A 25262-nucleotide genomic window follows, 5' to 3' on the forward strand; every position below is an offset into this window, starting at 1 on the left:
CGAGGCCTTGCAGGCCGCGGCTCGCGAGACGCTTCGCCCCTGTCGCCTGTCCAATCCTGCTCAAGCAGGATTGGAGCCGCTGGCTCCAGCCCCTCGGGGGCTATTTCGGCTTGGGGCGGCCCGGCGCCGAAATGCGGCGCCCCCAGTGTTGCCGCGCCTTGCCCTGTGCTGCTGTCTGAAGGGGTTGGCTCGCCGGTACTCACGCATCCACCTTCAGCAAATAACCCAGGCCGCGCAGGGTGACGAGGGTCACGCCGGTGTGGGCGAGTTTTTTGCGCAGGCGGTAAACCACCACTTCTACCGCTTCGTACTGCACGTCGGCCTCGCCCGGAAACACCAGTTCAAACAGCCGCTCTTTCGATACCGCATGGCCGGGCTTGACGATCAGCGTCTGCAGCAAGGCCAGTTCGCGCGGTGTGAGCTCCAGGACCTGGTCACGGTGGTAGATTGCGCCGCTCTCTTTTTCATAGCGCAGGTTGCCCACGAATTGAGGAACAGGGCCTGATTCGGTGCCCGACGCAGGACGCCTGCGGCTCAGCGCGCGCAGGCGGGCTTCCAGCTCGTCCAGGTCAAAAGGTTTGGGCAGGTAGTCGTCCGCGCCGGTGTTCAGGCCGATGATGCGGTCGCCCACGGTCCCGCGGGCCGTCAGGATGAGCACGGGTGTGGCCAGACCCTGGCGCCGAGCCTGTTCCAGCACCTGCAGGCCGTCCATTCCCGGCAGGCTGAGGTCGAGCACGACCACATCTGGCTGCACGGTGGTCCATTGAGCCAGCGCCTGCCGACCGTCGGTGCAGCTGGCGACCTCGATGCCGCGACGGCTCAGCGCGCGCTGCAGGGCGGTCTGCATGGAGGCATCGTCCTCGATTAGCAGCAATTTCATGGTCGGCGTCATGGGCAGGACATTAGCACTTTCCCCAATGCTTCCGGACAGCCGTTTGACAGGAAGGAGGCGCATGATGGCGGGGTTACCACACATCCAAGGAGACAACCCATGCGTCGCGACACCTTTTTGAAATCCCTGGCCGCGCTGGCCGCAGCGGGGGCCTTGCCCCTGCCGGCCCTGGCCGCAGCCAATGTGAAAATGATGATTCCGGCCAATCCTGGCGGCGGTTGGGACACCACCGGCCGTGCCCTGGGCAAGGCCCTGATGGATTCCGGTGCGGCAGCGACCGTGACCTATGACAACAAGGGCGGTGCCGCCGGTGCGCTGGGTCTGGCCCAGTTCGTCAATGGCAGCAAGGGCGACCCGAATGCACTGATGGTGATGGGCGCCGTGATGCTGGGCGGCCTGATCACGGGCAAGCCACCGGTCAGCCTGTCGCAGGCCACGCCGATCGCCCGCCTGACCAGCGAATACAACGTGTTTGTGCTGCCCGCCAACTCGCCGTTCAAATCGATGAAAGAGGTGATCGAGCAGCTCAAGAAGGATCCCGGCAGCGTGAAATGGGGCGGCGGCTCGCGCGGCTCCACCGAACACATTGCAGCAGCCATGATTGCCCGTGAAGTGGGCGTGGACCCTTCCAAGATCAATTACGTGGCTTTCCGCGGAGGCGGAGAGGCCACCGCTGCCATTCTGGGCGGCAACGTGACGATAGGCGGCAGCGGCTACAGCGAATTCTCGGAGTACATCAACTCCGGCAAGATGAAGGCGCTGGCAGTGACCTCCGAAACGCGCCTGAAGGGCGTCAATGTGCCCACGCTCAAGGAGCAGGGCGTGAACGTGGTGATCGGCAACTGGCGCGGCGTCTATGGCGCCCCCGGCATCACCGCCGAGCAGCGCAAGGCGCTCACCGAGATGATCCTCAAGGCTGTCAAGTCCAAGAGCTGGATGGACGCTTCCGAGAAGAACAACTGGACCCCCGCCGTACTGACGGGCCCGGCCTTTGACAAGTTCGTCGATGACGACTTTGCCAGCCTGCGTGCCACCATGGTCAAGTCCGGCATGGTCTGAGGCTCCTGCCTTCATCCTCCCACGGCGCGTTGCCTGAGCCAGGCAGCGTGCCGTTTTCACATTCAGTTCGACCTGTTGGAGAACCATAACAATGACAACCTCAGATGCCCTGGCCGACGGGCCATCCGATCAGGCAGCGCGGGCTGCGGAGGCCGTCTGGCCGCAAACCCTGGTGGGCGCCGGTGTGCTGCTCACGGGGCTGGCGCTGGGCTTCGGCGCCATCAGCATTTCTTCTGTAGCGGGGTATGGCGGTGTCGGCCCCAATTTTCTGCCGTGGCTGGTGTCGATCATGCTCACCGTTTGTGGCGCGTGGATCATCTGGGAAGCGCGCACCGGGGGCTTTCGTGAGCTGGACCTTCCTACGGGTGCCCCACGAGCCTACTGGCCGGGTTTTGTCTGGGTTTCCGCCGGCCTGCTGCTCAATGCGGCGCTTCTCACCAACATCGGCTTCATCCTGAGCTGCACGCTGTGCTATCTGCTGGCGGTGCAGGGCCTGCGGCGCGCCAGCGGCCAGCCGGCAGGCGCAGCGCGCACCTGGGTCATGGACATCGTGACCGGCCTGCTCATTTCAGCGCCGGTGTTCTGGACGTCCACGCAATTCCTGGCCATCAACCTGCCCGGCCTGACTTCGACGGGATGGTTCTGACATGGACATCTTCAACGCATTGATGGTCGGCTTTGCGGCCGCGATCACTCCAGCCAATCCTCTGTGGTGCCTCGTGGGTTGCGCCCTGGGCACGGCCGTGGGCGTGCTGCCCGGCATTGGCCCGGCCGTGGCTGTGGCCATGCTGCTGCCCATCACCGCCAAGGTCGACGTCACGGCCTCGATGATTTTCTTCTCGGGCATTTACTACGGTGCCATGTATGGTGGTTCGACGACCTCCATCCTGCTGAACACACCCGGCGAAACGGCGAGCATGGTCACTGCCATGGAGGGCAACAAGATGGCCAAGAGCGGCCGTGCGGGTGCAGCGCTGGCCACGGCGGCCATAGGCTCGTTTGTCGCCGGCACCATTGCCACCGTGATCGTCACGCTGTTCGCGCCCTTTGTGGCCGAGTTCGCGGTCAAGCTCGGCCCGCCTGAGTATTTCCTGCTCATGCTGCTGGCCTTCACCACCGTGAGTGCGGTGCTCGGCAAGAGCACGCTGCGCGGCATGACGGCGCTGTTCATCGGATTGGCGGCGGGCTGCGTCGGTCTCGACCAGATTTCAGGCCAGGGCCGTTACACCGGCGGCATTCCGGAGTTTCTCGACGGCATTGAGATCGTGCTGGTGGCGGTCGGATTGTTCGCCGTGGCGGAAGTGCTGTACGCCGTGCTGTACGAAGGCCGGGTCGTGGAGGATCAGAACAGGCTGAGCCGTGTGCACATGACGGCGCGCGACTGGAAGCGCTCTATCCCCGCCTGGCTGCGCGGAACGGCCATCGGCGCCCCGTTTGGCTGCATCCCGGCCGGTGGGACCGAAATACCCACCTTCCTGAGCTATGCGATGGAAAAAAAGCTGGCCAAGGACCCGAAGGACAGGGCGGAGTTCGGCAGCACCGGCGCCATTGAAGGCGTGGCCGGACCCGAGGCCGCCAACAACGCCACCGTGACTGCCGCGCTGATTCCGCTGCTGACGCTCGGCATTCCCACCTCCAACACCACGGCCATTCTGCTGGGCGCTTTCCAGAACTACGGCATCCAGCCCGGCCCGCAGCTGTTCACCACCTCGGCGGCGCTGGTATGGGCGCTGATCGCCTCCCTCTACATTGGCAATGTGATGCTGCTGGTGCTGAACCTGCCGATGGTCGGGCTCTGGGTCAAGCTGCTCAAGATTCCGAAGCCGCAGCTGTATGCCGGCATCCTGATCTTCGCAACGGTCGGGGCCTATGGCATGCGCCAAAGCGCGTTTGACCTGTTCCTGCTGTATGGCATCGGGCTGCTGGGTGTGGTGATGCGCCGCTTTGACTTTCCGACCGCACCGGTGGTCGTTGGCATGATTCTCGGGCCACTGGCAGAAGCGCAGTTGCGCAACGCCATGTCCATCGGCGAGGGCAGTGCCGTGGTGTTCTTCCAGCGCCCGATGTCCATCACGCTCATCGTGATCATCGTGTCTGTGCTGGTGCTGCCGCGGCTGGCCAGGTACTGGGGGCCGCGCAAGCTCGCGGCATGACTTTTTCGTTGGGAAAACCTTAAAGATCTCTGGAGGAAAGCATGCTGAAGATTCAAAGACGCACCGCCCTGGGTGGGCTGGCCATCGCCGCAGTGGGCGGCACTGCGCCGCTTTGGGCCCAACCGTCCAAACCCGGCGCAGCCAGCGCGGGGGCGGCTTCCGCCAAAAGCAAGGTGGTCAAATTGGCGCCCAAGCTGCGCATCGTCATCCCGGCCAATGCCGGCGGAGGCTGGGACCAGACCGGCCGTGCTCTCGGAACGGCATTGCTGGGCGTCGGCGCGACGGACGAGATCGAGTACGAAAACAAGGGTGGCAAGGGCGGCACGATCGGCCTGGCCCATTACGCTGAAAAATACAGCAACGACCCCAACACCCTGTTGATGGGGGGCATGGTCATGGTCGGCGCGGTGGCGCTGCAAAAGCCTGTCGTGGACATGACCCGCATCCAGCCGATTGCCCGGATGACCAGCGATTACCTGGTGGTGGTCGTGCCTGCCAGCTCACCGATTCGCAGCATCAGCGACCTCGCCCAGCGCCTGCGCGCCAACCCGAAGGAAGTGCCCATCGCCGGTGGCTCGGCCGGTGGCGTGGACCATGTATTTGCCGGTGTGTTGACGCGGGGTTCGCAGAGCAACCCGGAGGAACTCGTCTACCTGCCATTTGCGGGGGGTACCGAGGTGGTGCAGGCAGTGCTGAGTGGCAAGGCGGTGGCCGGCATTTCGGGCTTCAGCGAATTCAGTGAACAGCTGGCCAGTGGGAAATTGCGCGCCATCGGGGTGTCATCCAAGCGTTCGGTGTTTGGCATTCCCGCGATTCGCGAGCAGGGTGTGGGCGTGGACATGGCCAACTGGCGCGGCGTCTTCACCGGGCAGGGCGTGACGGCTGCGCGCCAGGCAGAGATGACTGATGCCGTGAAGGCCGCCACGCTGCATGACTCGTGGCAGAAAACGCTGAAACAAAACCACTGGGAGTCTTCCTGGCTGGCAGGCCCCGGCTTTGCCAGCTTTATCGACTTCGACATGACGACGTCACGGGTGATGGTTCACCTGCTGAAGTTGAAAGCCTGAGAAGCCCGGCGATTGTCTGATCCCGCGGGAATGCTTCGTGATTTGCGCGAACGCTAGCGAGGTGCGCCCATGGCCAGGGCACGCTCGCCTGACTTGCGCAGCGCTTCCGTATCCCGGGGGGCTTGTGTGGGCCAGCCTGCCAGTTGTCGTGCGCTGAACTCTGCCAGCGCAGCTATCCAGGTGGGGCTGTCGTTCAGGCATTCGATGTAATGGAACTCCTTGCCACCCGCCTTTAAAAAGGCGTGGCGCGCTTCCATCGCGATTTCTTCCAGCGTTTCCAGGCAGTCGCCGGTAAAGCCGGGGCACACCACATCAACCCGCTCGATGCCGGCCTGCGCCATCCTGATCAGCGTGGGTTCGGTGTAGGGTTCCAGCCATTTGGCCTTGCCAAAGCGCGACTGGAAGGTAACCTTGTAGCGGTCCTTTCCCAGCCCCAGTTTCTCGGCCAGCAGGCGCGCTGTCTTGTGGCATTCGCAGTGGTAGGGGTCACCCAGCTTGAGCGTGCGCTCGGGCACGCCGTGAAAGCTCATGACCAGTTGCCCGGCCTGGCCGTAGTGCCGCCAGTGCGTGCGAACCCGTTCGGCCAGCGCGCTGATGTAGCCCGGGTCATCGTGGTAGTTGTTGACGAAGCGAAATTCGGGAATCCGGCGTACCCGCGCGGCCCAGCTATACACCGCATCGAACACGCTGGCGGTGGTGGTGCCGCTGTACTGCGGGTAGGCCGGCAGGATGAGGATGCGGGTGGCACCGTCCGCCTTGAGCTGGTTCAACTGCGAAGCAATCGACGGGTTGCCGTAACGCATCGCGTAACGCACCTCGACAGTGTGCCCGCGCGCGCCCAGGTAGCCGCGCAGCATCAGGGCCTGCTTTTGCGTCCAGACCTTCAGCGGTGAGCCCTCTGGTGTCCAGATGCTGGCGTATTTGGTGGCGGATTTTTTGGGGCGCAGGCGCAGGATGATGCCGTGCAGGATCAGCCACCAGATGGGCCTGGGGATTTCGACCACGCGCGGGTCACTTAAAAATTCAGCGAGGTAGCGGCGCAGCGCGGGCGCGGTGGGCGCATCGGGTGTACCGAGGTTGCAGAGCAGAATGGCGGTGGCGCAGGATGCAGCCGGCGGTTTGCCGTGGCTGAAGGACGGTTCTGGTGCAAAAGACATGGTTTATTCTAGTGTGGGCTTGTGTGCCCTCACACTAAACTGCGCCATGCTTGACCTGACCCTTATCAAAGCCATTACCCTGGACCTCGACGATACCCTGTGGCCGATCTGGCCTGCCATTGAACGGGCAGAAAAGGCGCTGGACGACTGGCTCAGCCAGCATGCGCCTATGACCGCTGCGCTGTTTGCCAACCCCGCGGCGCGGCATGAGATTCGCGAGCACGTGATCCGCTCGCGCCCGGAGTTCAAGCACAACCTGAGCGCCATCCGGCGCGAGGCTATCCGGCTGGCGCTCTATCGCTCCCGGGAAAATCCCTTGCTGGCTGAAGATGCGTTTGCGGTTTTCTACGCCGAGCGCAACCGGGTCACGCTGTTTGAAGATGCCTTGCTGGCACTCGAATTCTTGTCCAGCCGCTTTCCGCTGGTGGCCCTGTCCAATGGCAATGCCGATATCCAGCGCATTGGTATCAGCAACTATTTCCGCACCAGCATCAGTGCCCAGCAATTTGGTGTGGGCAAGCCTGATCCCCGGATTTTTCATGCGGCCGCCGGGTCCGTCGAGGTGGCGCCCGCGCACGTACTGCACGTGGGTGACGACGCCGCGCTGGATGTGCTGGGTGCCCTTAACTGCGGCATGCAGACGGTGTGGGTGAACCGGACAGAGCATTTGTGGACGCACGCAGGTGAACCCCATGAAACGGTGACCTCGCTCACCGAATTGTGTGACCTGTTTCCCCGATGAAGGGGACGGCCGTCCTTCCTGGAATTGATTGACATGACCCTGAAAATCTATGGCACGGCAGCCTCGCGTGCGGCACGGCCGCTGTGGGTGGCCCAGGAGCTGGGCCTGGTGTATGAACACATTCCCCTGCCTTACCTGGGCGGTGCCACGCGCACGCCGGAATTTCTGGCGATCAACCCGAACGGCCGCATTCCCGTGGTTGACGACGACGGTGTTCTGGTCTGGGAGTCGATGGCCTGTGCGCTGTACCTGGCCGAGCGGTTCAAACCCCCTGGCGCGCGATCACTGGCGGCACAAAATGATGCAGGCACTCCCTTGTTGGCGGCGCGCAGCCATGCCGAGCTGGCCGAAATTCTGCGCTGGAGCTTCTGGGTGGTGACCGAGTGTGAAAAGGATGCGCTGGCCATCCTGATGCACCGTGTGCTGATGCCGGCGGAGCGGCGCAAGCCCCAGTTGGCCGATGAGGCCGAGCGGCGGCTGGCCGGGCCGCTGGGCGTGCTGGAGCAGCATTTGCAAACGTGCAGTTATCTGGCCGGCGAGCGTTTTACCGTGGCCGATATCTGCGTGGCTTCCGTGCTGACATGGGCGCAAAGTGCCACCCAACTGATGGCGCAGTGCCCGCGGACGGCTCAGTGGCTGCGCACCTGCCTGGCGCGCCCCGCTTTCAAGGCTGTCAGGGCCATGGCGCAAAGTGCGTGACCCCTGTGCAATATTGCCTCGCTGATCGGGACTGGTGGGATTAAGCGGAATGGTTCAGTGCAGGCGCCGTGCCACTTCGAGGCCGGAGCGCACGGCGCCTTCCAGGGTGGCTGGATATGGCCCGGCAATGTAGTCACCGCAGGCCATCAGGCCAGGAGCGACGTCGGTGCCCGGTCGCTGCACGCCGGGGGTACAGGCAAAGGTCGCTCGTTTTTCCACAATCGTCTGCACCGGCTGCAGCGGGTTCCGCGGATTCAGCCCCAACTGCCGAGCTGCTTGCGCCAGCACTTGCTGCGTCAGTGTGGCGCTGTCGCCCGAACTGGCGCTGATCACGAACGCCAGCAAGCCCGCGGGGCCACCGAGTTGGCCGCGGTCGAACACGAATTGGGCCGGCTCCGTGGCACTCGAAGGCAGCGCCAGCATGGGCTGGGCCAGACGCGCATCCGACGCATGGGCATAAACGGTGGTCAGGGCCTCGTGCTGCAAGCCGCGCGCCTGCATGAGCCACTCGCCCGCCGGCACGCCACTGCCTTCAACCAGGCGCGCGGCCTCATGGGGTGGGCAGGCAAGCACCACGCAATCAAAAGCGACGCTGCTATCGCTGGTGACGACCCAGCTTGAACCGAGGGGGACGATGGTGTGCACGCGAGCGCCCAGCCGCGCGGGGCTGCCTTGCTCATGGAGCCAGGCCAGTGCGGCATCCGGCAGCAGGGCGCTCAGATCCCTGCGGGGCAAGAGCAGGTTGGAGCCGCCGTTCTGCAGAAACAGCGCATCACGGATCACGCGCAGAAACACCTGGCCGCTGGCGCGCTGCGCCGGCGTGTTCAGCGCCGACACGCATAAAGGCTCGATCAGCGAAGCCATGGCGCCGGGTGTCAGACCCTGGCATACATCGGTCACCGACTGGCCCGCATCGCATTGAAATCCCTTGAATTTCCAGCCCAGCGTCACCTTGAGCAGCGACAGCTTGTCTGCCCAAGACCAACCGCGGGCCACAAGGATGCCGGCGAGCGCATCCAGCGGGGCCGGCCACCGGGGTAACTGCAGGCCGTTGCCATCGGGGAACTGCATGCTCAAGGGCAGGCGCAGCAATGCGGCGTTCACGTCAACCCCCACGTCGTTCATCAGGCGCAGTGTTTCGGCATACGCTCCAATCAGGATGTGCTGGCCGTTGTCGAGCGGGACTGAGCGGCCCGCCACCGTGCCGCCCAGACGCCGGGCCCGCCCGCCAGCGGTGCGGGACGCTTCAAAAAGGGTGGCCTGGTAACCCAGGCGCGTGGCCTCGACGGCCGCGGCGCAGCCCGCCCATCCGGCTCCGACAACGGCGACTCTCATGTTCCTCGCCTTCCTGAGATTCCCGGCCTTCCCGAAGACCTCAGGCGATGAATGCACCGGCGGCTAGAGCACGGGTTGCGACTGAACAGCACGTGTTAAACCACCCGTCCGAAGGCCTGCGTTTTCCACGCCAGCCAGAATTTGCGCAAGGGTGTGAGGCTGACCCGCTGGTGCAGCACCTGATAGCCGTCGGCGGCGATCTCGCGCAGCAGCGTGCGGTAAATGCTGGCCATCATGAGGCCGGGCTTCTGGGCCCGGCGATCGGCCGGGGGCAGCAGGGCCAGCGCCTCGTCATACAGCGCCAGCGCGCGCTGGGTCTGGAACTGCATGAGCGCGGTAAAGCGCTCTGAGTACTGGCGCTTCAGGATCTCGTGCGCCTTCACATCAAATTGCTGCAGCTCGTTGATGGGCAGATAGATGCGGCCGCGCATCGCATCTTCACCCACATCGCGAATGATGTTGGTGAGCTGGAAGGCCAGGCCCAGCTTGTGTGCGTAGGCGGTGGTGGCCTCGTCAGTCTGGCCAAAAATACGCGCGGCTACCTCGCCGACGATGCCCGCCACCAGGTGGCAATACTGCATGAGGCCGGGGAAGTCGAGGTAGCGGTTCTGCTCCAGGTCCATCTGGCAGCCCTCGATGACGGCCTGCAGATGGCGCGCTTCGATGCCGTAGTTCGCGGCCAGCGGCATCAGTGCCTGCATGACCGGATGCGTGGGACTGCCGGCATACGACTTGACCACCTCACTCTGCCACCAGGACAGCTTGGTCCGGGCCAGGCCGGGGTCGGTCACTTCATCGACCACATCGTCTATTTCCCGGCAAAAGGCATAAAACGCGGTGATGGCGGCACGCCGCTCGGGGGGTAAAAACAGGAAGGCGTAATAAAAACTGCTGCCGGACGCGGCGGCTTTTTGCTGGACATACTGCTCGGGATTCATGCGGCGATTGTTGCACGTGGAAATGACGCAATCAGTCCTGCGGACATGTGCATATTTCTCACATCACGCCGATCCCTCACATCCCTCACATCCACAGTGCGCGCCATCCCATCACCACCACATCCCAGGGCCCGAGTTTGGGGCGCTGCGCCAGGGTATTGAACTTCAGCGCTTCAATTTTGTCCAGGATGCGCAGGCCGCCTTGCACCACCATCCGCAGTTCCCAGCCGCCGCGTCCCGGTATCCTTTTCACCAGCGGGGAGCCTTTGAGCATGGCAGCCCTTGCGGATTGGGCGCAATCTGCTATCAAATTGGTAGTTCCCGGGTTGCTGTCCAGCGCCAGCAGTTGCGCCTCGCCGACGCCGTGGCGCGCCCAGGCATCGGCCGGCAGGTAGATGCGTCCGCGCGGAATGTCCACGCTCAGGTCCTGCCAGAAGTTGATGAGCTGCAGGGCGCTGCAGATGCAGTCGCTCATTTGCAGCGAGCTTTCGTCGTGCACACCATAAAGATGCAGCAGCAAACGGCCCACCGGGTTGGCTGAGCGGCTGCAGTAGTCGAGCAGTTCGGCCTGGCTGGCATAGCGCTGCTTCACCACGTCCTGCTCAAAGGCGCTGAGCAGGTCGGCCAGCAAATGCACCGGCAGGACAAATTGCGTGATCACCGGACCCAGGCGATCAAACACGGCGGCCCAGCGCGGGGAGGGTGAGAGACCGGCGGCGGTCGCCATCAGGTCGGCATGGTAGGCGGCCAGATCGTCCAGACGGGTCTGGGGCGGGGCATCGCCCTCGTCGGCGATGTCGTCTGCGGTGCGGGCGAACCAGTAGATGGCCGCGATGGCGGGGCGCAGGTGCGGTGGGCACAGGACGGAAGCGACCGGGAAGTTCTCGTAATGGTCGACGCCCGCCTTGCGCGCGGTACCCGTGCTTGCGTTCGTTGTGGCCAGACCTTCCGGCAACGGCGTGGACTTGACCGGCATGCCCGTCAAACCGCCAGCCTGCCCGGCATGCGGGTCATGAAATCAGCGAGGTAAGTCGCTTCCTCCGAGGCTCCGGTGCGGGCATACAGCCCAATGCCGATTTGAATCGGGTTCGGGAATTCAGGCGTTGCCGCCAGCACGCGGCAGCCGGGCGGAATGGTGGCTGAAATCATGGGTCCGATGCCAATGCCCACCTGCACGGCGGTGGCCATGGCCACCAGCGTGGAGGCCTCGCACACCATGCTCCAGCGCAACTGGGCGTCGGCCAGCGACTCCATGACCCGGGTGCGCCAGGGGCAGGCGTCGGTGAACAGGACTACCGGCAAGGCATCGTCCGGCATCAGCGTCAGGTCAGAGCGCACCACCCACAGCAGCTGCTCGGGCCATTCAACCAGGGGCTTGTGCGCCACCTCCTGGGTGTCGCAGATCAGCAAGTCGAGCTTGTCCTGCTCAAACAGCGCAGCCAGTTGCCTGTTGCCTGCGATGATCAGGTCCAGATGCACCTTGGGGTTCTGGTCGCGAAAGGACTTCAAAATCTCAATCAGCCGCGTTGCGGCAAAGTCTTCCACCACCCCCAGCTTGACGCGGCCCTCCATGCGCTGGCCGCTGATGCGTTGCCGGGCTTCTTCATTGAGGGTCAGGATTTCACGCGCATAGGGCTCCAGAACCCGCCCCTCGGCGTTGGCGGTCAGGCCCTTGGGCGAGCGTTCAAACAGCGGAGCGCCCGCAATGTCTTCCAGGCGCCGGATCTGCATGCTGACGGCCGCCTGGGTGCGATGCAGGGCGGCGGCGGCACCATTGACGGTGCCGACGTCAATCACCGACAAGAATGCACGCAACAGGTGCGGGTCCAAGTCTTGCATTCAGTTTTATTGATAGGTGCGCGACAATTTTGTGACTATCGCTACTTTAGCAGAGCCATTACGATGACTTTGAGATTTTTTGAGGGCTGCGAAGCGGGTATTCAGCAAGTCAGCAAATTATTCTTATATGTACACCCACACAGGAGAAACCGATATGACACACGATATCCAACGACGCACCTTGGTCAAGGCAGGCGCCGCGCTGGCCTCCACGGCACTGGGCTTTCCGGCACTCAATGCGCTTGCCCAAAATCGCAAGTTCTCAGGGAAAACCCTGCGTATCCTGACCTGGTCGGACGATACGGGTCTGGCGGTGCTACGCAACATTGCGCAAACCTTTGAAGCCCAAACGGGTGCCAAGGTCATTGCCGACCGCACGGGCAGCACCTCCGAGATGGTCGCCAAGCTCAAGGCTGGCGGCAATCGCCCGCAATACGATGTGATCACGCTGGCAGGTGTCGGTGCCGTCACCCTGGCCAATGCCGGCCTGCTGGAAAAGCCCGACCTGAACCAGTTGCCCAACCTGCAGAGCGTGGACGCGCGGTTTCGCACCGGGGCCGATGGGCACGGCATTGGTTACCTGCTGTGGACTGGCGGCATGCTGTACAACACGCGTACCTTCAAGGCGGCACCGACCAGCTACGAGGAAATGTGGAACCCCAAATACGCCAAGAGGGTGTTTTTGCCGCCGGCGACCTGGACGGACTCGCTGGACACCATCGTGGCCGCGGCCAAGCTGACCGGCGGCAGCGCGACCAATGTGGAAGGCGGCTTCAAGAAGCTGGCCGAGCTCAAGGATCGGGTCCTGACCTTTGGCGAGAATCCGACGCAGATCGCCGAACTGTTCCGCTCCAATTCGCTGGACATTGGTGCGGTATACGCCCCGGCCTTCTTTGCCAAGGAACTCAAGGATCCCAACTCCGGTCTGGGCGCCACGTACAACCTGAAGGAAGGCTTTTTTGCCGACCTGATGTACACCATCATGCCCAAGGCCCATCCCGGCGAATCGTCGCTGATCCATGCCTTCATCAACCACTCGCTGGACCCGGTCGTGCAAGGGAAAATGGCCGAGGATGTGCTCAACGGGCCCGTCAACCTCAAGGCCGTGCTCTCGCCTGAGGCGCAAAAGAGCCCCTTCATCATCAAGCCCGAGCAGCTCGGCTCCACGGCGGTGATTCATGACAAGGCGGTGATTGCCGCGGTGCGCGACAGCTGGATCAAGCGTTATACGCAGACCTTCTCCTGATCGCCTGCAGTTGATAAACGACCGGGCCGCGTCCTGCGGTCCGGTCGTCAGGAAAGTTTCACCATGTCCACTCTGAATTCCGGCCGCCTCCGGCTCGCCTTGCTGGCGCTGCCGGCCGTTGTACTCCTGCTGCCTTTTTTGCTGGCCGTTGTCTTTGTGCTGCGCTTTTCCTTTTCGGCGGACACGCAGGCCATTGACGGTTTCAGCCTGGAGCGTTACCTGGGCCTGCTCGACCCGTTTTTTCTTCGCTCGGTCGTCCTGACGCTGAAGCTGGCGGCGCTCAGCACGGTCATCTGTCTGGTGCTGGCGGTGCCGGTGGCCATGTTGATGGCGGTGATTACCCAACCCATCTGGCGGCGCGTCGTCACCAGCCTGATCCTGCTGCCCATGATCCTGAATCTGCTGATCCAGTCCTATGGTTGGATCATGGTGCTGGGGCCTAACGGCATCATCAATGGCGTGCTGCTCAAGCTGGGCCTGCTGGACCGCCCGGTGCAGCTGCTGTTCAATGAAATCGGTGTGCTGGTGGGCCTGGTGCAAACCGCCTTGCCGCTGGCCGTGTTTCCGATCCTCGGCTCGATGCGGGCCATCTCGGCGCAATACCTGGAGGCCAGTGCCAGTCTGGGGGCCGCGCCATGGCGCTCGTTTCGCGACATCACGCTGCCGCTGCTCAAGCCCGGGCTGATCGGGGCGGCCTCGATTGTGTTTGCCTTCAACGCCAGCGCTTTCGCCGTGCCGCTGCTGCTCGGCGGCCGCCGTGTCCAGACCATGGGCGTGGCCATCCGCGACATGATTTCACCGATGTTTGACTGGGCAGGCGCGGCGGCGGCGGGCGTCACCCTCATTGCCATCACGCTGGCAACCCTGATGGCCGCCACCTGGCTGTCCACACGCACCACCCAATGGCAGGGAGCACGATGATGGCAACGGCAACTTCAATGACCCCTTCAGTGACTTCTCCCGCTGCGTCCTCAACCACTTCCCGGGCCGGCCGCGGATCGTTTGGCTGGGTCATGGGCATCCTGGCCGGGCTGGGCCTGCTCATCGCGGCGTTGCCGGTGGTGATCATCCTGATCATGTCGTTTTCGGGCGGCACCAACCTGGATTTTCCGCCGCAGTCCCTGTCGCTGCGATGGTACGGCGCTGCTTTCGATGTGCTGTTTGGCGACAAGAGTGAGGGCACGATGTCGGCCTTCAGCGCCATGACCAGCAGCCTGATCGTGGGCCTCATCACCATGCTGGCCAGCGTCAGTGTCTGTGTGCCGCTGTCTTATGCCGTGGTGCGCAGCCACGGGCGCTGGCGCCACCTGGCCGAGCTGCTGTTCACCCTGCCCATCGTGTTTCCGCTGGTGGTGCTGGGCGTGGCCTACCTGCTCATGACCGAAGCGCTCAGCCGGGAGACTGGCGTTGACCTGGGCCTGTTCCGTCTGGCCATTCCGCACATCACGCTGGCGCTGCCTTTTGTTTTACGCAATTGCCTGAGTGCCATGAACGGGGTTGGGCTGGACCTGGAAGAAGCCGCCATGTCGCTGGGGGCCTCGCCCTTGCGCGCCATCCTGCATGTCGTCGTGCCACTGATGAAGCCGGGAATCATGGCTGGGCTGATCTTCGCCTTCATCATTTCCTTCAACGAGTTCACGGTGACTTTCTTCATGTACACGATCGACGTGCGCACGCTGCCGATCTGGATGTACAGCCGCACCGTCTCGTCGCTGGATCCCACCACGCTGGCCATTTCGACCCTGATCATTGCGCTGGACGTGGCGCTGATCGCCTGGGTCGACAAGCTCGTGGCCGGCAAGGGCAGTCTGTTTTGAGTGCTGCCTCCAACAACCTGATTAACGAAAGACTGCATATGGACAAGCATCTGGAACTGCGGGGCGTCAGCAAACGCTTCGGCACGGCGAACGTCCTCAGCGAGGTTGACCTGACCATCGCCCGCGGGGAATTTGTATGTTTGCTCGGCCCTTCGGGTTGCGGCAAGACCACGCTGCTGCGCATCATTTCCGGCTTCGAGAGTGCCAGCAGCGGTCAGCTGCTGCTGGACGGCCAGGAGATCAGCCATGTGGCTCCGCATCTGCGCGGCTTTGGCATGGTGTTTCAATCGCTGGCGCTGTTCCCGCACATGACGGTGGCCGAAAACATTGCCTACGGCATGAAGCTCAAAGGCGTGGCCCCGGCGCAGCGCGCCAACCGCGTCGAGGAGTTGCTGCACATGGTGCAACTGCCGGCGATCGCAGACCGACCGGTGTCGGCGCTCTCCGGTGGGCAGCGCCAGCGCGTGGCCATTGCCCGTGCACTGGCCGTGCCGCCCAAGCTGTTTCTGCTGGACGAACCGCTGTCGGCCCTGGATGCGCAGCTGCGCGACAGCATGCAGGTCGAGCTCAGGCAATTGCAGCAGCAGTTCGGCGTGACCACCGTCGTGGTCACGCACGACCAGCACGAAGCCATGATGTTGTCGGATCGTCTGGTCGTGCTCAAGGGTGGGCGCGTCCAGCAATGCGACACCCCTTCGCAGGTGTACCGCAAACCGGCCAATGCGTTCGTGGCCGAGTTCCTCGGGGCCGCCAACCTGCTGCCCGGCATGGTGCGTGGCCCGGGCGTGATCGAGGTGCTGGGCGGATCTCTTGCGCTGCCCACCAGCTTGCCAACTGGCAGCTCCGTGACGCTGGCGGTGCGCTCCGAAGACCTGAAGTTCGAGGCGACCCATGCCGATGCACCGGCACGGCCCAACAGCATCGCGGGTGAGATTGATTTCCTGCGCGACCTGGGTTCCAAGTCGGAATTGATCCTGCGCTGTGGCGATGAGCGCCTGCGTTGCCACGGCAGCGATGCCCAGTTTCAAAGCGCGCGCTGCGGGCAGCGTGTGAATGTGCTGATCGATGCCGAACGCTGTTCGGTGTTCGCGACTTGAGCGGGGAGGGCGCCATGGAAAATTCTGCAACCACGATTTCCCCGGTTTTTGTCGATGCCGCCAGTGTGGCCAGCCACTTGCCCTGGCCGGAACTGCTGCAGGCCCTGCACAGCGCCTTTGCCGCGACTGACCTGAGCACGCCCACGCGGGGCCATTACCACATGGAGGGCATGGGCAGCGCCGGCACACCGGTGTTGCTTTCCATGCCGGCCTGGAGCCCCGGTTTGGGGGTGGGGGTCAAGCTGGTGGCGGTTTATCCCGATAACGCCATCCTCAATTTGCCATCCATTCACGGGCTTTACGTGTTGATGGAGGGCGCCAGCGGCCGTCCGCAGGCGGTGCTGGACGCTGGCGAGCTGACGGCGCGCCGCACGGCGGCGGCCTCGGCCCTGGCCAGCCGGTTTCTCTCGCGCCCCGACAGCCGCACGCTACTGATGGTCGGGACGGGGCGACTGTCGCAGTACCTGCCCCTGGCCCATGCCCAGGTGCGACCGATTGAGCGCGTGCTGGTGTGGGGCAGGTCACCGGCCAAGGCGCAGGAGAGTGCGGACGCCTTGCGGGCGCAGGGCGTGAATGCAGAACCTGTCACCGCGCTGGAAGAGGCTAGCGCGCAGGCCGACATCATCAGCTGCGCCACGCTGTCGAAAACCTCGCTGTTGCGCGGTGAGTGGCTGCGTCCCGGCACGCATGTGGACCTGGTTGGCGCCTTCACGCCGCAGATGCGCGAGGCCGATGACCAGGTGTTCCTGCGCGCAGCCTCGGTCTGGTGCGACACCACCGCCGGCGGCCTGGCGGAGGCGGGCGACTTGATCCAGGCGCTGGCGTCCGGTGCCCTGGTGCGCAACCGTATTCGGGGCGAGTTGGCTGACCTGTGCCGGGCGGGCGCACCCATTGCGCGCCGCGACACCGATATCACCGTCTTCAAATCCGTCGGAGCGGCACTTGAAGACCTTGCCGCTGCGCGGCTGTGCCTGGACCGGCTGTCGCGCGGCAGCGCGGCGCCGCAGGCGTGAGCGGCGGCAGCCCGATTTTTTCCAACATGAACCATTCCATGCATTCCATGACTACCAACGCAGAACATTTGGCCAGGTTGCGGGCCCGTTATGCCGGCGCTTCGGGCGCCGACATGTTTGACCCGGCATTCAAGGCCGTCGCTGAACAGATCTTCAGCAGCTCGGACCGCCGCAAGTGGCCGTTTGCCGACGTCCCCACATTTCTCGATGCCCCTTATCGCGCGGATGGCTTGGCCCAGCCCGAGCCGAATCTGGCGGGCCTCGATGTGGCCTTGATCGGCGTGCCGATGGACCTGGGCGTGACCAACCGCGCCGGGGCCCGCCTGGGGCCGCGGGCCGTGCGCAATGTGGAGCGTATCGGGCCTTACGAGCATGCGCTGGGCCTGGCGCCGGTGACCCGCTTGAAGATGGCTGACGTGGGCGATGTGCCCATGCGCAGCCGTTTCAGCCTGGACGAATGCCATGCCGACATCGAGGCCTGCTTCAACCAGGTTGTGAACGCGGGTGTGATTCCGCTGGCTGTGGGCGGTGACCATTCGATCACGGGCTCCATCCTGAAAGCGGTGGGACGCGACCGGCCGGTGGGCATGGTGCATATTGATGCCCACTGTGACACCGCCGGAACCTACGAGGGCTCCAAATTTCACCACGGCGGGCCCTTTCGGGAAGCGGTGCTGGCCGGCGTGCTGGATCCGCGCCGCTGCATCCAGATTGGCATTCGGGGCGGGGCCGAGTATTTGTGGGAGTTTTCGTTTGACTCCGGAATGACCGTCATCCATGCCGAAGAGTTCTCCAAAATGGGCGTGGAAGCCGTGATCCGGCGCGCCCGCGAAGTGGTGGGCGACGGCCCGACCTATGTGACGTTTGACGTGGACAGCCTGGACCCCGCGTATGCGCCGGGCACGGGCACGCCCGAGGTCGGCGGCCTGAGCCCGCGCGAAGTGCTCACCTTGCTGCGCGGCCTGGCGGGCCTGAACATTGTCGGCGGTGACGTGATGGAGGTCGCTCCACAGAACGACCCCTCCGGCAACACGGCCCTGGTGGGCGCGCAGATGCTGTTCGAGATACTGTGCCTGGTTGCATTGTCGCCAGCCATGGCGAACCGATAAGCGGCTAGGCGTCACCTCCTTATTTATTTCTATTTCTATTTCTCTTTCTCTTTCTCTTTACTCTTTACTCTTTACTCTTCAGGAACATCATGACCATCCAGCGCATTGAAACCGGCCCCCGCATGTCGCAAGCCGTTGTGCACCAGAAAACCGTTTACCTCGCCGGCCAGGTAGCCGACCACGATGCCGGGCCCAGCGTCTACACCCAGACGCAGCAGGCCCTGGCGAGCATCGACCGCCTGCTGGCCGCTGCCGGCAGCGACAAGACCCGCATACTGAGCGCCACCATCTGGCTGACCGACATGGACACCTTTGCCGACATGAACCGTGCCTGGGAGGCCTGGGTCGTGCCCGGCAGCACCCCGGCACGCGCCACCGTGCACAGCGCCCGCCTGGCCGCGCAGGAATACCGGGTGGAGATCGGCGTGATTGCGGCGCAGGCCTGATTCTTTGTCCGGAATGCCGGCCGCCATGCCGGGTTGAGTCCCGTGGCGATGGCTCCAAAACGCCAGGCCCCAAGGCCGGGAGCGCTGTGCGGACCGCCCATCCGCTCCCCCTCAGCGCTGCCGGCGTATCAATGCGTGCAGGGGCCGGATGCTGGTCAACCGACGACCAGGACGTCCTGGCGCTGAAGCGGCCACTCAGATCGGCGGCACTTTGCTGCCGCCTTGCGCCTTGCGCCGTGCCCGGTCAACATAGCCAGGATCGGGTGCGCAGGGGGGCTTCCCCATTCGTGCAACTTCGAGGTTGCGATCGTCGCTGCACCGGCGGCGGCGTCAGCCATGCCTGACCATCCCCACTTGTCCCAACCTGTCCCCCGGCTGTCCTCAGCTGTCCCGCTCAAGGGTAAATTTCTCCCGGAATTCGGGTGATTTATGCCATTGCCGAGTGCTTGACAAGCCACTCCATTTATTTTAGATTACTAACCGGTCAGTCAGTAACTGATTGGCCCGATTTTTCACTCCCGATTTTTACCGAACCAGACCATGAAAAAAACCGTCTTTTCGCTGGTGAGTATCGCTGCCTTGCTGGCCGCCTGTACCCCATCCGCTCCGCCTGAAGAGCCGGTTCGCGCCGTGAAGGTGATGACTGTGGGGACTGATGCGTTTTCTTCCAGTCATGAATATGCGGGTGAAGTCAGGGCCCGGGTCGAGTCCCGCCTGGGTTTCAGGGTCGGGGGCAAGATCATCAAGCGGCAGGCCGAGCTGGGCCAACGCGTCAAGGCCGGCCAGGTGCTGGCCCAACTGGACCCGCAGGATTACAAGCTGGCCGTCGACGCGGCCCGCGCCCAGGTTGCAACGGCGATGACCAACCGGGATCTCGCCGCGGCTGATTTCAAGCGCTACAAAGAGCTGAAGGACCAGAGTTTCATCAGTGGCGCGGAACTGGAGCGTCGCGAAACGACCTTCAAGGCGGCCCAGGCGCAACTCGAGCAGGCCCAGTCGCAGCTGGCCGTGCAGAGCAACCAGGCCGGTTATGCCGCGCTGGTGGCCGACGTCTCGGGTGTGGTGACCGCGGTGGAGGCCGAGCCGGGTCAGGTGGTAGCCGCCGGGGTGCCGGTGGTGCGCATTGCGGCCGACGGCGTGCGTGACGTGGTGTTCTCGGTGCCCGAAGACCGGGTGGCCGGCATCAAGGTCGGTGCACCCGTCAAAATTCGCGTTTGGGCGCAACACACAGATTTACCCGGCAAGGTGCGTGAAGTGGCTGCGAGCAGCGATCCGGTGACGCGGACCTACCCTGTCAAGGTTTCTATTGATGCCAAGGAACCGCCCGTACTGGGCGCCACGGTGTCCGTGGTGCCTGAAGCGGGGGGCATTGCCGGTACGCCGGTCATCAAGCTGCCGACCACGGCCTTGCGCCAGGAAGGCAATGCCACGGCGGTGTGGGTACTCGACAAGGCCAGCATGACCGTCAAGCCACAGGTGGTCCAGGTCGCCACGGCCGATGGCAACGACGTGGTGGTGGCGTCGGGCCTGCAGCCGGGCATGCTGGTCGTCAGCGCCGGCGTGCATGTGCTGTCGCCTGGGCAGAAAGTGACCATTTACCAGCCCAGCGTGGCCATATCGACCGCCGCTCCTGCTCAATCAGCGCCTGATTCGATAGCGAGTCCTGCAACGGCTGCTGCGGCTTCCAGCGCATCCGCGTCTGCCGCGAAGTGAGGCCGGCATGACGCAGGCAGACAACGGCACCGGCAGCCAGGCCGGCAACAACTCCAGCAACAACACCAGCAACGGCGCTCTTCCTTCCCCCCGGTTCAATCTGTCCCGCTGGGCGCTGGAGCATGCGGCGCTGACGCGCTACCTGCTGGTGGTGCTGATGGCGCTGGGCTTTGCATCCTATTTCCAGCTCGGGCAGGACGAAGATCCGCCATTCACCTTCAGGGCCATGGTGGTTCGTACCTACTGGCCCGGCGCCACCGCGCAGCAGGTCGCCGAGCAGGTCACCGACAAGATAGAGCGCACGCTGCAGGAAGTGCCCTACGCCGACAAGATACGCAGCTATTCGAAGCCGGGCGAGTCGCAAATCATTTTCCAGATCAAGGATTCCTCCAAACCCGGCGACGTGGCCAACGTCTGGTATTCGGTGCGCAAGAAGGTCGGCGACATGCGTGGCACCCTGCCAGGCGGTATTCAGGGCCCTTTTTTCAATGACGATTTTGGTGACGTCTATGGCGTGATTTACGCGCTGGAATCCGATGGGTTCAACTATGCCGAGCTCAAGACCTTTGCCGACGATGTGCGCCAGCGCCTGTTGCGCGTGCCGGATGTCAGCAAGGTTGAACTGTTCGGAGTCCAGGACGAAAAGGTTTTCATTGAAATTTCCCAGAAACGCCTGGCGCAGCTGGGACTGGATTTCAACCAGGTGCTGTCGCAGCTGGGCCAGCAAAACGCGATCGAGTCAGCGGGTGCCGTGCAGACCCCGCTGGATGTGGTGCAGGTACGGGTAGCCGGACAGTTCGAAGCGGTGGAGCAGCTGCGCGCCATGCCAATTCGCGGTGCAGGCTACGGGGCGGGAACCAGTGCCGGAGGCAGCCAGCTGCGTCTGGGTGACATCGCTGAAATCAGGCGAGGCTATGTCGATCCCCCGACTGTCAAGGTTCACCACCAGGGCAAGGAAGTAATTGCGCTGGGTGTGTCCATGGTCAAGGGTGGCGACATCATCGGGCTGGGCAAGTCGCTGGAGAAATTGTCTGAAAGCATCACCAGCACCTTGCCGGCCGGTGTCAAGCTGGTCCATGTGCAGGATCAGCCCAAGGCCGTGTCGAGGTCTGTGAACGAATTTGTCGCGGTGCTGATCGAGGCCGTGGTGATTGTGCTGGCAGTCAGCTTTATCAGCCTGGGCCTGCACAAACGCCAGCATGAAGGCCCCGGCCGGCTGCCGCTGTGGAAGCTTTATTACATCGACATGCGGCCCGGACTGGTCGTGGGCATCACCATCCCGCTGGTGCTGGGCATGACCTTTCTGGCCATGTGGTACTACGGTATCGGCCTGCACAAGATATCGCTGGGATCCCTGATCATTGCGCTGGGCCTGCTGGTGGACGACGCCATCATTGCGGTGGAAATGATGGTGCGCAAGATGGAGGAGGGCTACGACAAGGTGCGCGCCGCCACCTTTGCATATGAAATCACCGCGATGCCCATGCTGACGGGCACGCTCATCACCGCGGTCGGGTTTTTGCCCATTGGCCTGGCCAAGTCGACCACGGGTGAATACACCTTTGCGATTTTTGCGGTGACTGTGATTGCGCTCGTGCTCAGCTGGATTGTGTCGGTGTACTTTGTCCCTTACCTGGGCACGCTGCTGCTCAGGGTGCCCCCGCACGTGAAGGAGGTCGCTGCCGGCCTGGACAGCCCGCACGAGATGTTCAACAGCCCCTTCTACAACACCTTCCGCAAAACCGTGAACTGGTGCGTGCAGCATCGCTGGATCACGATTGGCGCCACGGTGCTGCTGTTTGCGCTGGGCATTGTGGGCATGGGCAAGGTGCAGCAGCAGTTTTTCCCTGACTCCAGCCGTCCCGAGATCATGGTGGACATCTGGTTTCCCGAGGGGACATCGTTTGCGGCCAACGAGGCCACCGCCAAACGGGTGGAGCGGCGCCTGATGCGGGAAGAGGGCGTGACTACGGTCAGCACCTGGGTGGGCTCGGGCGTGCCGCGCTTTTATTTGCCGCTGGACCAGGTCTTTCCGCAGACCAATGTGTCGCAGATGATCGTGCTGGCCAAGGACCTGAAGGTGCGCGAGACCCTGCGCATCAAGCTGCCGGCCCTGCTGGCGACCGAGTTCCCAGAGGTGCGGGGCCGCGTCAAGTTGCTGCCCAACGGACCGCCGGTGCCTTACCCGGTGCAGTTCCGGGTCGTGGGTATTGATCCGCTGGCCCTGCGCGAGCGCGCCGACGAGGTCAAGGCGGTGATGCGGGAAAGTGCGAACACGCGCGGCGTCAATGACAACTGGAACGAATCGGTCAAGGTGTTGCGCCTGGAGGTGGACCAGTCGAAAGCACGCGCGCTGGGTGTGAGCAGCCAGTCCATTGCCCAGGCCTCCCGGACCATTCTGGCGGGCACCCCGGTGGGCCAGTTCCGCGAAGGCGACAAGCTGATCGACATCGTGCTGCGCCAGCCGCTGGACGAGCGCAACGCCATCACCGACATTGCCAATGCTTACCTGCCCACGGCTTCCGGGCGTTCGATTCCGCTGACGCAAATCGCCAAGCCGGTCTTCACCTGGGAGCCGGGGGTGATGTGGCGCGAAAACCGCGATTACGCCATCACGGTGCAAAGTGACATTGTCGAAGGGCTTCAGGGCGCAACGGTGACCCAGGAGCTGATGCCCAGGCTCAAGGCGCTGGAGACCAAATGGCACGGCAGCGGCATGACAGGCTACCGCATCGAGGTGGCGGGCGCGGTGGAAGAAAGCAGCAAGGGCTCGGCGTCCATCGCTGCGGGCATTCCCGTCATGCTGTTCCTGACCTTCACGCTGCTGATGCTGCAATTGCACAGCTTCAGCCGCGCCATGCTGGTATTTTTGACCGGCCCGCTTGGCATCGCGGGCGTGGCCGGGGCGCTGATTTTATTGGGACGACCGTTCGGATTTGTGGCTTTGCTCGGCGTGATCGCGCTCATGGGCATGATCCAGCGCAATTCCGTGATCCTCATTGATCAGATCGAGCAGGATCGTGCCCGGGGCGTACCCGCCTGGGATGCGATTGTCGAGTCAGCTGTGCGCCGGTTGCGGCCCATCGTGCTGACGGCCGCAGCTGCGGTGTTGGCCATGATTCCGCTGTCGCGCAGTGTGTTCTGGGGCCCGATGGCCGTCGCCATCATGGGCGGGTTGGTGGTGGCGACGGTGCTCACTTTATTGGCACTGCCGGCCATGTATGCGGCGTGGTTTCGTGTCAAGCGCGAGCCGGAGACACCCCTGGCCGTCTCCTGAATGGCACTAAGCGGCTCAATGCCCGTGAAATCGGGCTTCGATAACGGCTAAAATAGAGAGTTGACCGATTTCAAGCGGGGATTCGGAGGTTTTTCGGATTCCCGTTTTTATTTCAGGCGCGCGGGTGGCGAAATTGGTAGACGCACCAGGTTTAGGTCCTGACGCTGGCAACAGTGTGGGGGTTCGAGTCCCCCCCCGCGCACCATTTCTGAGGGTTTACGGGAAGCAGGTGAAGTGCTGCTTCCGGGCCTTCAGGCTTTGCGGCATTGCCGCAGCATGTCAGGTGCAAGCCCTGTTTTGAATATTTTTGATCTTAGGAAACCATCATGGCCGTGACTGTTGAAACCCTTGAAAAGCTTGAGCGCAAAATGACGCTGACGCTGCCCCTCAATACCATTCAGTCGGAAGTCGATACGCGCCTGAAGCGCTTGGCCCGCACGGTGAAGATGGACGGCTTTCGTCCCGGCAAGGTGCCCATGAATGTGGTGGCCCAGCGTTACGGCTACTCGGTGCACTATGAAGTCATGAACGACAAGGTGGGCGAGGCTTTTGCCGTGGCAGCCAACGAAGCCAAGCTGCGTGTTGCCGGCCAGCCCCGCATCAGCGAAAAAGAGGGTGCCCCTGAAGGCGAGCTGGTCTTTGACGCCGTCTTCGAGGTCTATCCCGACGTCAAGATTGCCGACCTGACCCAGGCAGAAGTCGAAAAGGTCAGCGCTGAAGTCAGCGATGCAGCCATCGACAAGACTGTGGACATCCTGCGCAAGCAGCGCCGCACGTTCGCGCAGCGCGCTGCCGATGCGCCGGCCCAGGACGGCGACCGCGCCACCATCGACTTCGAAGGCAAGATCGACGGCGAAACCTTTGCCGGGGGCAAGGCGGAAGATTTCCAGTTCCTGGTCGGTGAAGGCCAGATGCTCAAGGAATTTGAAGATGCCGTGCGCGGCATGAAAAGCGGCGAGAGCAAGACTTTCCCGCTGAACTTCCCGGCTGACTACCACGGCAAGGACGTTGCCGGCAAGCAGGCGGACTTTCTGGTGACGGTCAAGAAAATCGAAGCAGCTCACCTGCCCGAAGTCAACGAGGCACTGGCCAAGTCGCTGGGCATCGCGGATGGGACCGTGGAAGCCCTGCGCGCCGACATCAAGAAAAACCTCGAGCGTGAAGTCAAGTTCCGCTTGCTGGCCCGCAACAAAAACGCCGTGATGGACGCGCTGGTGGCCAATGCCGAACTCGAGCTGCCAAAATCCAGCGTTCAGGCCGAAGTCGACCGCATGATCGAAGGCGCGCGCGCCGACCTGAAGCAGCGCGGCATCAAGGACGCCGACAAGGCACCAATTCCTGACGACGTCTTCCGTCCCCAGGCTGAAAAGCGCGTGCGCCTGGGCCTGGTGGTGGCCGAACTGGTTCGTGCCAACGGCCTGCAGGCCAAACCCGAGCAGCTCAAGGCCCATATTGAGGAATTGGCTGCCAGCTACGAAAAGCCCCAGGACGTGGTGCGCTGGTACCTTGGCGACAACCGCCGCATGGCTGAAGTGGAAGCGGTTGTCATCGAGAACAACGTGACGGAGTTTGTCCTGGGTAAGGCCAAAGTCAACGACAAGGCCATCTCTTTCGACGACCTGATGGGCCAGAACTGACAGGGCGAAATTTCTCCTGAAGCTGG

The 25262-nt window shown here is 63.3% G+C and carries 22 protein-coding genes and 1 tRNA gene; 17 read left to right on the forward strand and 6 right to left on the reverse strand.

The annotated features are described in order from the left end of the window. Nucleotides 1-199: 199 nt before the first annotated feature. Nucleotides 200-880: a response regulator transcription factor gene (locus BPRO_RS09975; protein ID WP_041389559.1), complete on the reverse strand. Its 681-nt coding sequence runs from the start codon at nucleotides 878-880 to the stop codon at nucleotides 200-202. A gap of 111 nt (nucleotides 881-991) precedes the next feature. Between BPRO_RS09975 and BPRO_RS09980 the strand changes: the two genes are divergently transcribed. The 4 genes from BPRO_RS09980 (at nucleotide 992) to BPRO_RS09995 (ending at nucleotide 5171) form a co-directional block, all read left to right on the forward strand. After that, nucleotides 992-1951, forward strand: coding sequence for a Bug family tripartite tricarboxylate transporter substrate binding protein (locus BPRO_RS09980; RefSeq protein ID WP_011482938.1), 960 nt, complete (start codon nucleotides 992-994; stop codon nucleotides 1949-1951). A gap of 91 nt (nucleotides 1952-2042) precedes the next feature. Beyond that, on the forward strand, nucleotides 2043-2597 hold the full coding sequence (locus BPRO_RS09985) for a tripartite tricarboxylate transporter TctB family protein (protein WP_011482939.1): 555 nt from the start codon (nucleotides 2043-2045) through the stop codon (nucleotides 2595-2597). 1 nt (nucleotide 2598) lies between these two features. Next, on the forward strand, nucleotides 2599-4104 hold the full coding sequence (locus BPRO_RS09990; RefSeq protein ID WP_011482940.1) for a tripartite tricarboxylate transporter permease: 1506 nt from the start codon (nucleotides 2599-2601) through the stop codon (nucleotides 4102-4104). 41 nt (nucleotides 4105-4145) lie between these two features. Next, entirely contained in the window at nucleotides 4146-5171 is a 1026-nt protein-coding gene (locus BPRO_RS09995; RefSeq protein WP_011482941.1) for a Bug family tripartite tricarboxylate transporter substrate binding protein, read from the forward strand. Nucleotides 5172-5224: 53 nt separating this feature from the next. Here the strand turns inward: BPRO_RS09995 and hemH are convergent, their stop codons facing one another. Further along, complete coding sequence (hemH, locus tag BPRO_RS10000; protein ID WP_011482942.1) at nucleotides 5225-6328, reverse strand: ferrochelatase; 1104 nt, start codon at nucleotides 6326-6328, stop codon at nucleotides 5225-5227. A 46-nt stretch (nucleotides 6329-6374) separates the two neighbouring features. On the opposite strand from hemH, the gene BPRO_RS10005 reads away from it, so the two are divergent. Together BPRO_RS10005 and BPRO_RS10010 are read left to right on the forward strand one after the other, a co-directional pair. Next, entirely contained in the window at nucleotides 6375-7070 is a 696-nt protein-coding gene (locus BPRO_RS10005; protein ID WP_011482943.1) for an HAD family hydrolase, read from the forward strand. 33 nt (nucleotides 7071-7103) lie between these two features. Continuing rightward, nucleotides 7104-7769 (forward strand): glutathione S-transferase family protein, encoded by a 666-nt coding sequence (locus tag BPRO_RS10010; protein ID WP_011482944.1) that lies wholly within the window; start codon nucleotides 7104-7106, stop codon nucleotides 7767-7769. A 54-nt stretch (nucleotides 7770-7823) separates the two neighbouring features. Here the strand turns inward: BPRO_RS10010 and hpnE are convergent, their stop codons facing one another. From hpnE to BPRO_RS10030, 4 genes are all read right to left on the reverse strand, one after another. Continuing rightward, a complete protein-coding gene (gene hpnE / locus BPRO_RS10015) occupies nucleotides 7824-9104 on the reverse strand; it encodes a hydroxysqualene dehydroxylase HpnE (protein WP_011482945.1) in 1281 nt (426 codons plus the stop codon). Nucleotides 9105-9199: 95 nt separating this feature from the next. Beyond that, complete coding sequence (hpnD, locus tag BPRO_RS10020) at nucleotides 9200-10042, reverse strand: presqualene diphosphate synthase HpnD (RefSeq protein WP_011482946.1); 843 nt, start codon at nucleotides 10040-10042, stop codon at nucleotides 9200-9202. 85 nt (nucleotides 10043-10127) lie between these two features. Beyond that, complete coding sequence (gene hpnC / locus BPRO_RS10025; protein ID WP_011482947.1) at nucleotides 10128-11018, reverse strand: squalene synthase HpnC; 891 nt, start codon at nucleotides 11016-11018, stop codon at nucleotides 10128-10130. A gap of 5 nt (nucleotides 11019-11023) precedes the next feature. Further along, complete coding sequence (locus tag BPRO_RS10030) at nucleotides 11024-11881, reverse strand: LysR substrate-binding domain-containing protein (RefSeq protein WP_011482948.1); 858 nt, start codon at nucleotides 11879-11881, stop codon at nucleotides 11024-11026. A gap of 154 nt (nucleotides 11882-12035) precedes the next feature. Between BPRO_RS10030 and BPRO_RS10035 the strand changes: the two genes are divergently transcribed. From BPRO_RS10035 to tig, 11 genes are all read left to right on the forward strand, one after another. Then, on the forward strand, nucleotides 12036-13127 hold the full coding sequence (locus tag BPRO_RS10035) for an ABC transporter substrate-binding protein (protein WP_011482949.1): 1092 nt from the start codon (nucleotides 12036-12038) through the stop codon (nucleotides 13125-13127). Between the two features lie 63 nt (nucleotides 13128-13190). Further along, nucleotides 13191-14048 (forward strand): ABC transporter permease, encoded by an 858-nt coding sequence (locus BPRO_RS10040; RefSeq protein ID WP_011482950.1) that lies wholly within the window; start codon nucleotides 13191-13193, stop codon nucleotides 14046-14048. Nucleotides 14049-14065: 17 nt separating this feature from the next. After that, nucleotides 14066-14944, forward strand: a complete 879-nt coding sequence (locus BPRO_RS10045) for an ABC transporter permease (RefSeq protein ID WP_198141000.1) — start codon at nucleotides 14066-14068, stop codon at nucleotides 14942-14944. Nucleotides 14945-14982: 38 nt separating this feature from the next. Further along, nucleotides 14983-16041, forward strand: a complete 1059-nt coding sequence (locus BPRO_RS10050) for an ABC transporter ATP-binding protein (RefSeq protein ID WP_041389565.1) — start codon at nucleotides 14983-14985, stop codon at nucleotides 16039-16041. A 14-nt stretch (nucleotides 16042-16055) separates the two neighbouring features. After that, nucleotides 16056-17054, forward strand: a complete 999-nt coding sequence (locus tag BPRO_RS10055) for an ornithine cyclodeaminase family protein (protein WP_011482953.1) — start codon at nucleotides 16056-16058, stop codon at nucleotides 17052-17054. Nucleotides 17055-17101: 47 nt separating this feature from the next. Then, on the forward strand, nucleotides 17102-18163 hold the full coding sequence (gene speB, locus BPRO_RS10060; RefSeq protein ID WP_011482954.1) for an agmatinase: 1062 nt from the start codon (nucleotides 17102-17104) through the stop codon (nucleotides 18161-18163). A gap of 89 nt (nucleotides 18164-18252) precedes the next feature. Next, nucleotides 18253-18609, forward strand: a complete 357-nt coding sequence (locus BPRO_RS10065; RefSeq protein WP_011482955.1) for a RidA family protein — start codon at nucleotides 18253-18255, stop codon at nucleotides 18607-18609. A 540-nt stretch (nucleotides 18610-19149) separates the two neighbouring features. After that, on the forward strand, nucleotides 19150-20322 hold the full coding sequence (locus tag BPRO_RS10070; RefSeq protein ID WP_011482956.1) for an efflux RND transporter periplasmic adaptor subunit: 1173 nt from the start codon (nucleotides 19150-19152) through the stop codon (nucleotides 20320-20322). A gap of 7 nt (nucleotides 20323-20329) precedes the next feature. Continuing rightward, a complete protein-coding gene (locus BPRO_RS10075) occupies nucleotides 20330-23599 on the forward strand; it encodes an efflux RND transporter permease subunit (RefSeq protein ID WP_011482957.1) in 3270 nt (1089 codons plus the stop codon). Nucleotides 23600-23717: 118 nt separating this feature from the next. Further along, a tRNA-Leu gene (locus BPRO_RS10080) sits at nucleotides 23718-23804 on the forward strand. Nucleotides 23805-23925: 121 nt separating this feature from the next. Continuing rightward, nucleotides 23926-25236 (forward strand): trigger factor, encoded by a 1311-nt coding sequence (tig, locus tag BPRO_RS10085; RefSeq protein ID WP_011482958.1) that lies wholly within the window; start codon nucleotides 23926-23928, stop codon nucleotides 25234-25236. Nucleotides 25237-25262: the final 26 nt, after the last annotated feature.

The sequence above is a fragment of the Polaromonas sp. JS666 genome (assembly GCF_000013865.1).
In the GTDB taxonomy this organism is placed as follows: domain Bacteria; phylum Pseudomonadota; class Gammaproteobacteria; order Burkholderiales; family Burkholderiaceae_C; genus Polaromonas.

What these genes read in the sequence shown, in the direction of transcription:
- BPRO_RS09975 (WP_041389559.1), bottom strand. Translation starts at nt 880, where the DNA reads ATGAAATTGCTGCTAATCGAGGACGATGCCTCCATGCAGACCGCCCTG.
- BPRO_RS09980 (WP_011482938.1), top strand. Translation starts at nt 992, where the DNA reads ATGCGTCGCGACACCTTTTTGAAATCCCTGGCCGCGCTGGCCGCAGCG.
- BPRO_RS09985 (WP_011482939.1), top strand. Translation starts at nt 2,043, where the DNA reads ATGACAACCTCAGATGCCCTGGCCGACGGGCCATCCGATCAGGCAGCG.
- BPRO_RS09990 (WP_011482940.1), top strand. Translation starts at nt 2,599, where the DNA reads ATGGACATCTTCAACGCATTGATGGTCGGCTTTGCGGCCGCGATCACT.
- BPRO_RS09995 (WP_011482941.1), top strand. Translation starts at nt 4,146, where the DNA reads ATGCTGAAGATTCAAAGACGCACCGCCCTGGGTGGGCTGGCCATCGCC.
- hemH (WP_011482942.1), bottom strand. Translation starts at nt 6,328, where the DNA reads ATGTCTTTTGCACCAGAACCGTCCTTCAGCCACGGCAAACCGCCGGCT.
- BPRO_RS10005 (WP_011482943.1), top strand. Translation starts at nt 6,375, where the DNA reads ATGCTTGACCTGACCCTTATCAAAGCCATTACCCTGGACCTCGACGAT.
- BPRO_RS10010 (WP_011482944.1), top strand. Translation starts at nt 7,104, where the DNA reads ATGACCCTGAAAATCTATGGCACGGCAGCCTCGCGTGCGGCACGGCCG.
- hpnE (WP_011482945.1), bottom strand. Translation starts at nt 9,104, where the DNA reads ATGAGAGTCGCCGTTGTCGGAGCCGGATGGGCGGGCTGCGCCGCGGCC.
- hpnD (WP_011482946.1), bottom strand. Translation starts at nt 10,042, where the DNA reads ATGAATCCCGAGCAGTATGTCCAGCAAAAAGCCGCCGCGTCCGGCAGC.
- hpnC (WP_011482947.1), bottom strand. Translation starts at nt 11,018, where the DNA reads ATGCCGGTCAAGTCCACGCCGTTGCCGGAAGGTCTGGCCACAACGAAC.
- BPRO_RS10030 (WP_011482948.1), bottom strand. Translation starts at nt 11,881, where the DNA reads ATGCAAGACTTGGACCCGCACCTGTTGCGTGCATTCTTGTCGGTGATT.
- BPRO_RS10035 (WP_011482949.1), top strand. Translation starts at nt 12,036, where the DNA reads ATGACACACGATATCCAACGACGCACCTTGGTCAAGGCAGGCGCCGCG.
- BPRO_RS10040 (WP_011482950.1), top strand. Translation starts at nt 13,191, where the DNA reads ATGTCCACTCTGAATTCCGGCCGCCTCCGGCTCGCCTTGCTGGCGCTG.
- BPRO_RS10045 (WP_198141000.1), top strand. Translation starts at nt 14,066, where the DNA reads ATGACCCCTTCAGTGACTTCTCCCGCTGCGTCCTCAACCACTTCCCGG.
- BPRO_RS10050 (WP_041389565.1), top strand. Translation starts at nt 14,983, where the DNA reads ATGGACAAGCATCTGGAACTGCGGGGCGTCAGCAAACGCTTCGGCACG.
- BPRO_RS10055 (WP_011482953.1), top strand. Translation starts at nt 16,056, where the DNA reads ATGGAAAATTCTGCAACCACGATTTCCCCGGTTTTTGTCGATGCCGCC.
- speB (WP_011482954.1), top strand. Translation starts at nt 17,102, where the DNA reads ATGACTACCAACGCAGAACATTTGGCCAGGTTGCGGGCCCGTTATGCC.
- BPRO_RS10065 (WP_011482955.1), top strand. Translation starts at nt 18,253, where the DNA reads ATGACCATCCAGCGCATTGAAACCGGCCCCCGCATGTCGCAAGCCGTT.
- BPRO_RS10070 (WP_011482956.1), top strand. Translation starts at nt 19,150, where the DNA reads ATGAAAAAAACCGTCTTTTCGCTGGTGAGTATCGCTGCCTTGCTGGCC.
- BPRO_RS10075 (WP_011482957.1), top strand. Translation starts at nt 20,330, where the DNA reads ATGACGCAGGCAGACAACGGCACCGGCAGCCAGGCCGGCAACAACTCC.
- tig (WP_011482958.1), top strand. Translation starts at nt 23,926, where the DNA reads ATGGCCGTGACTGTTGAAACCCTTGAAAAGCTTGAGCGCAAAATGACG.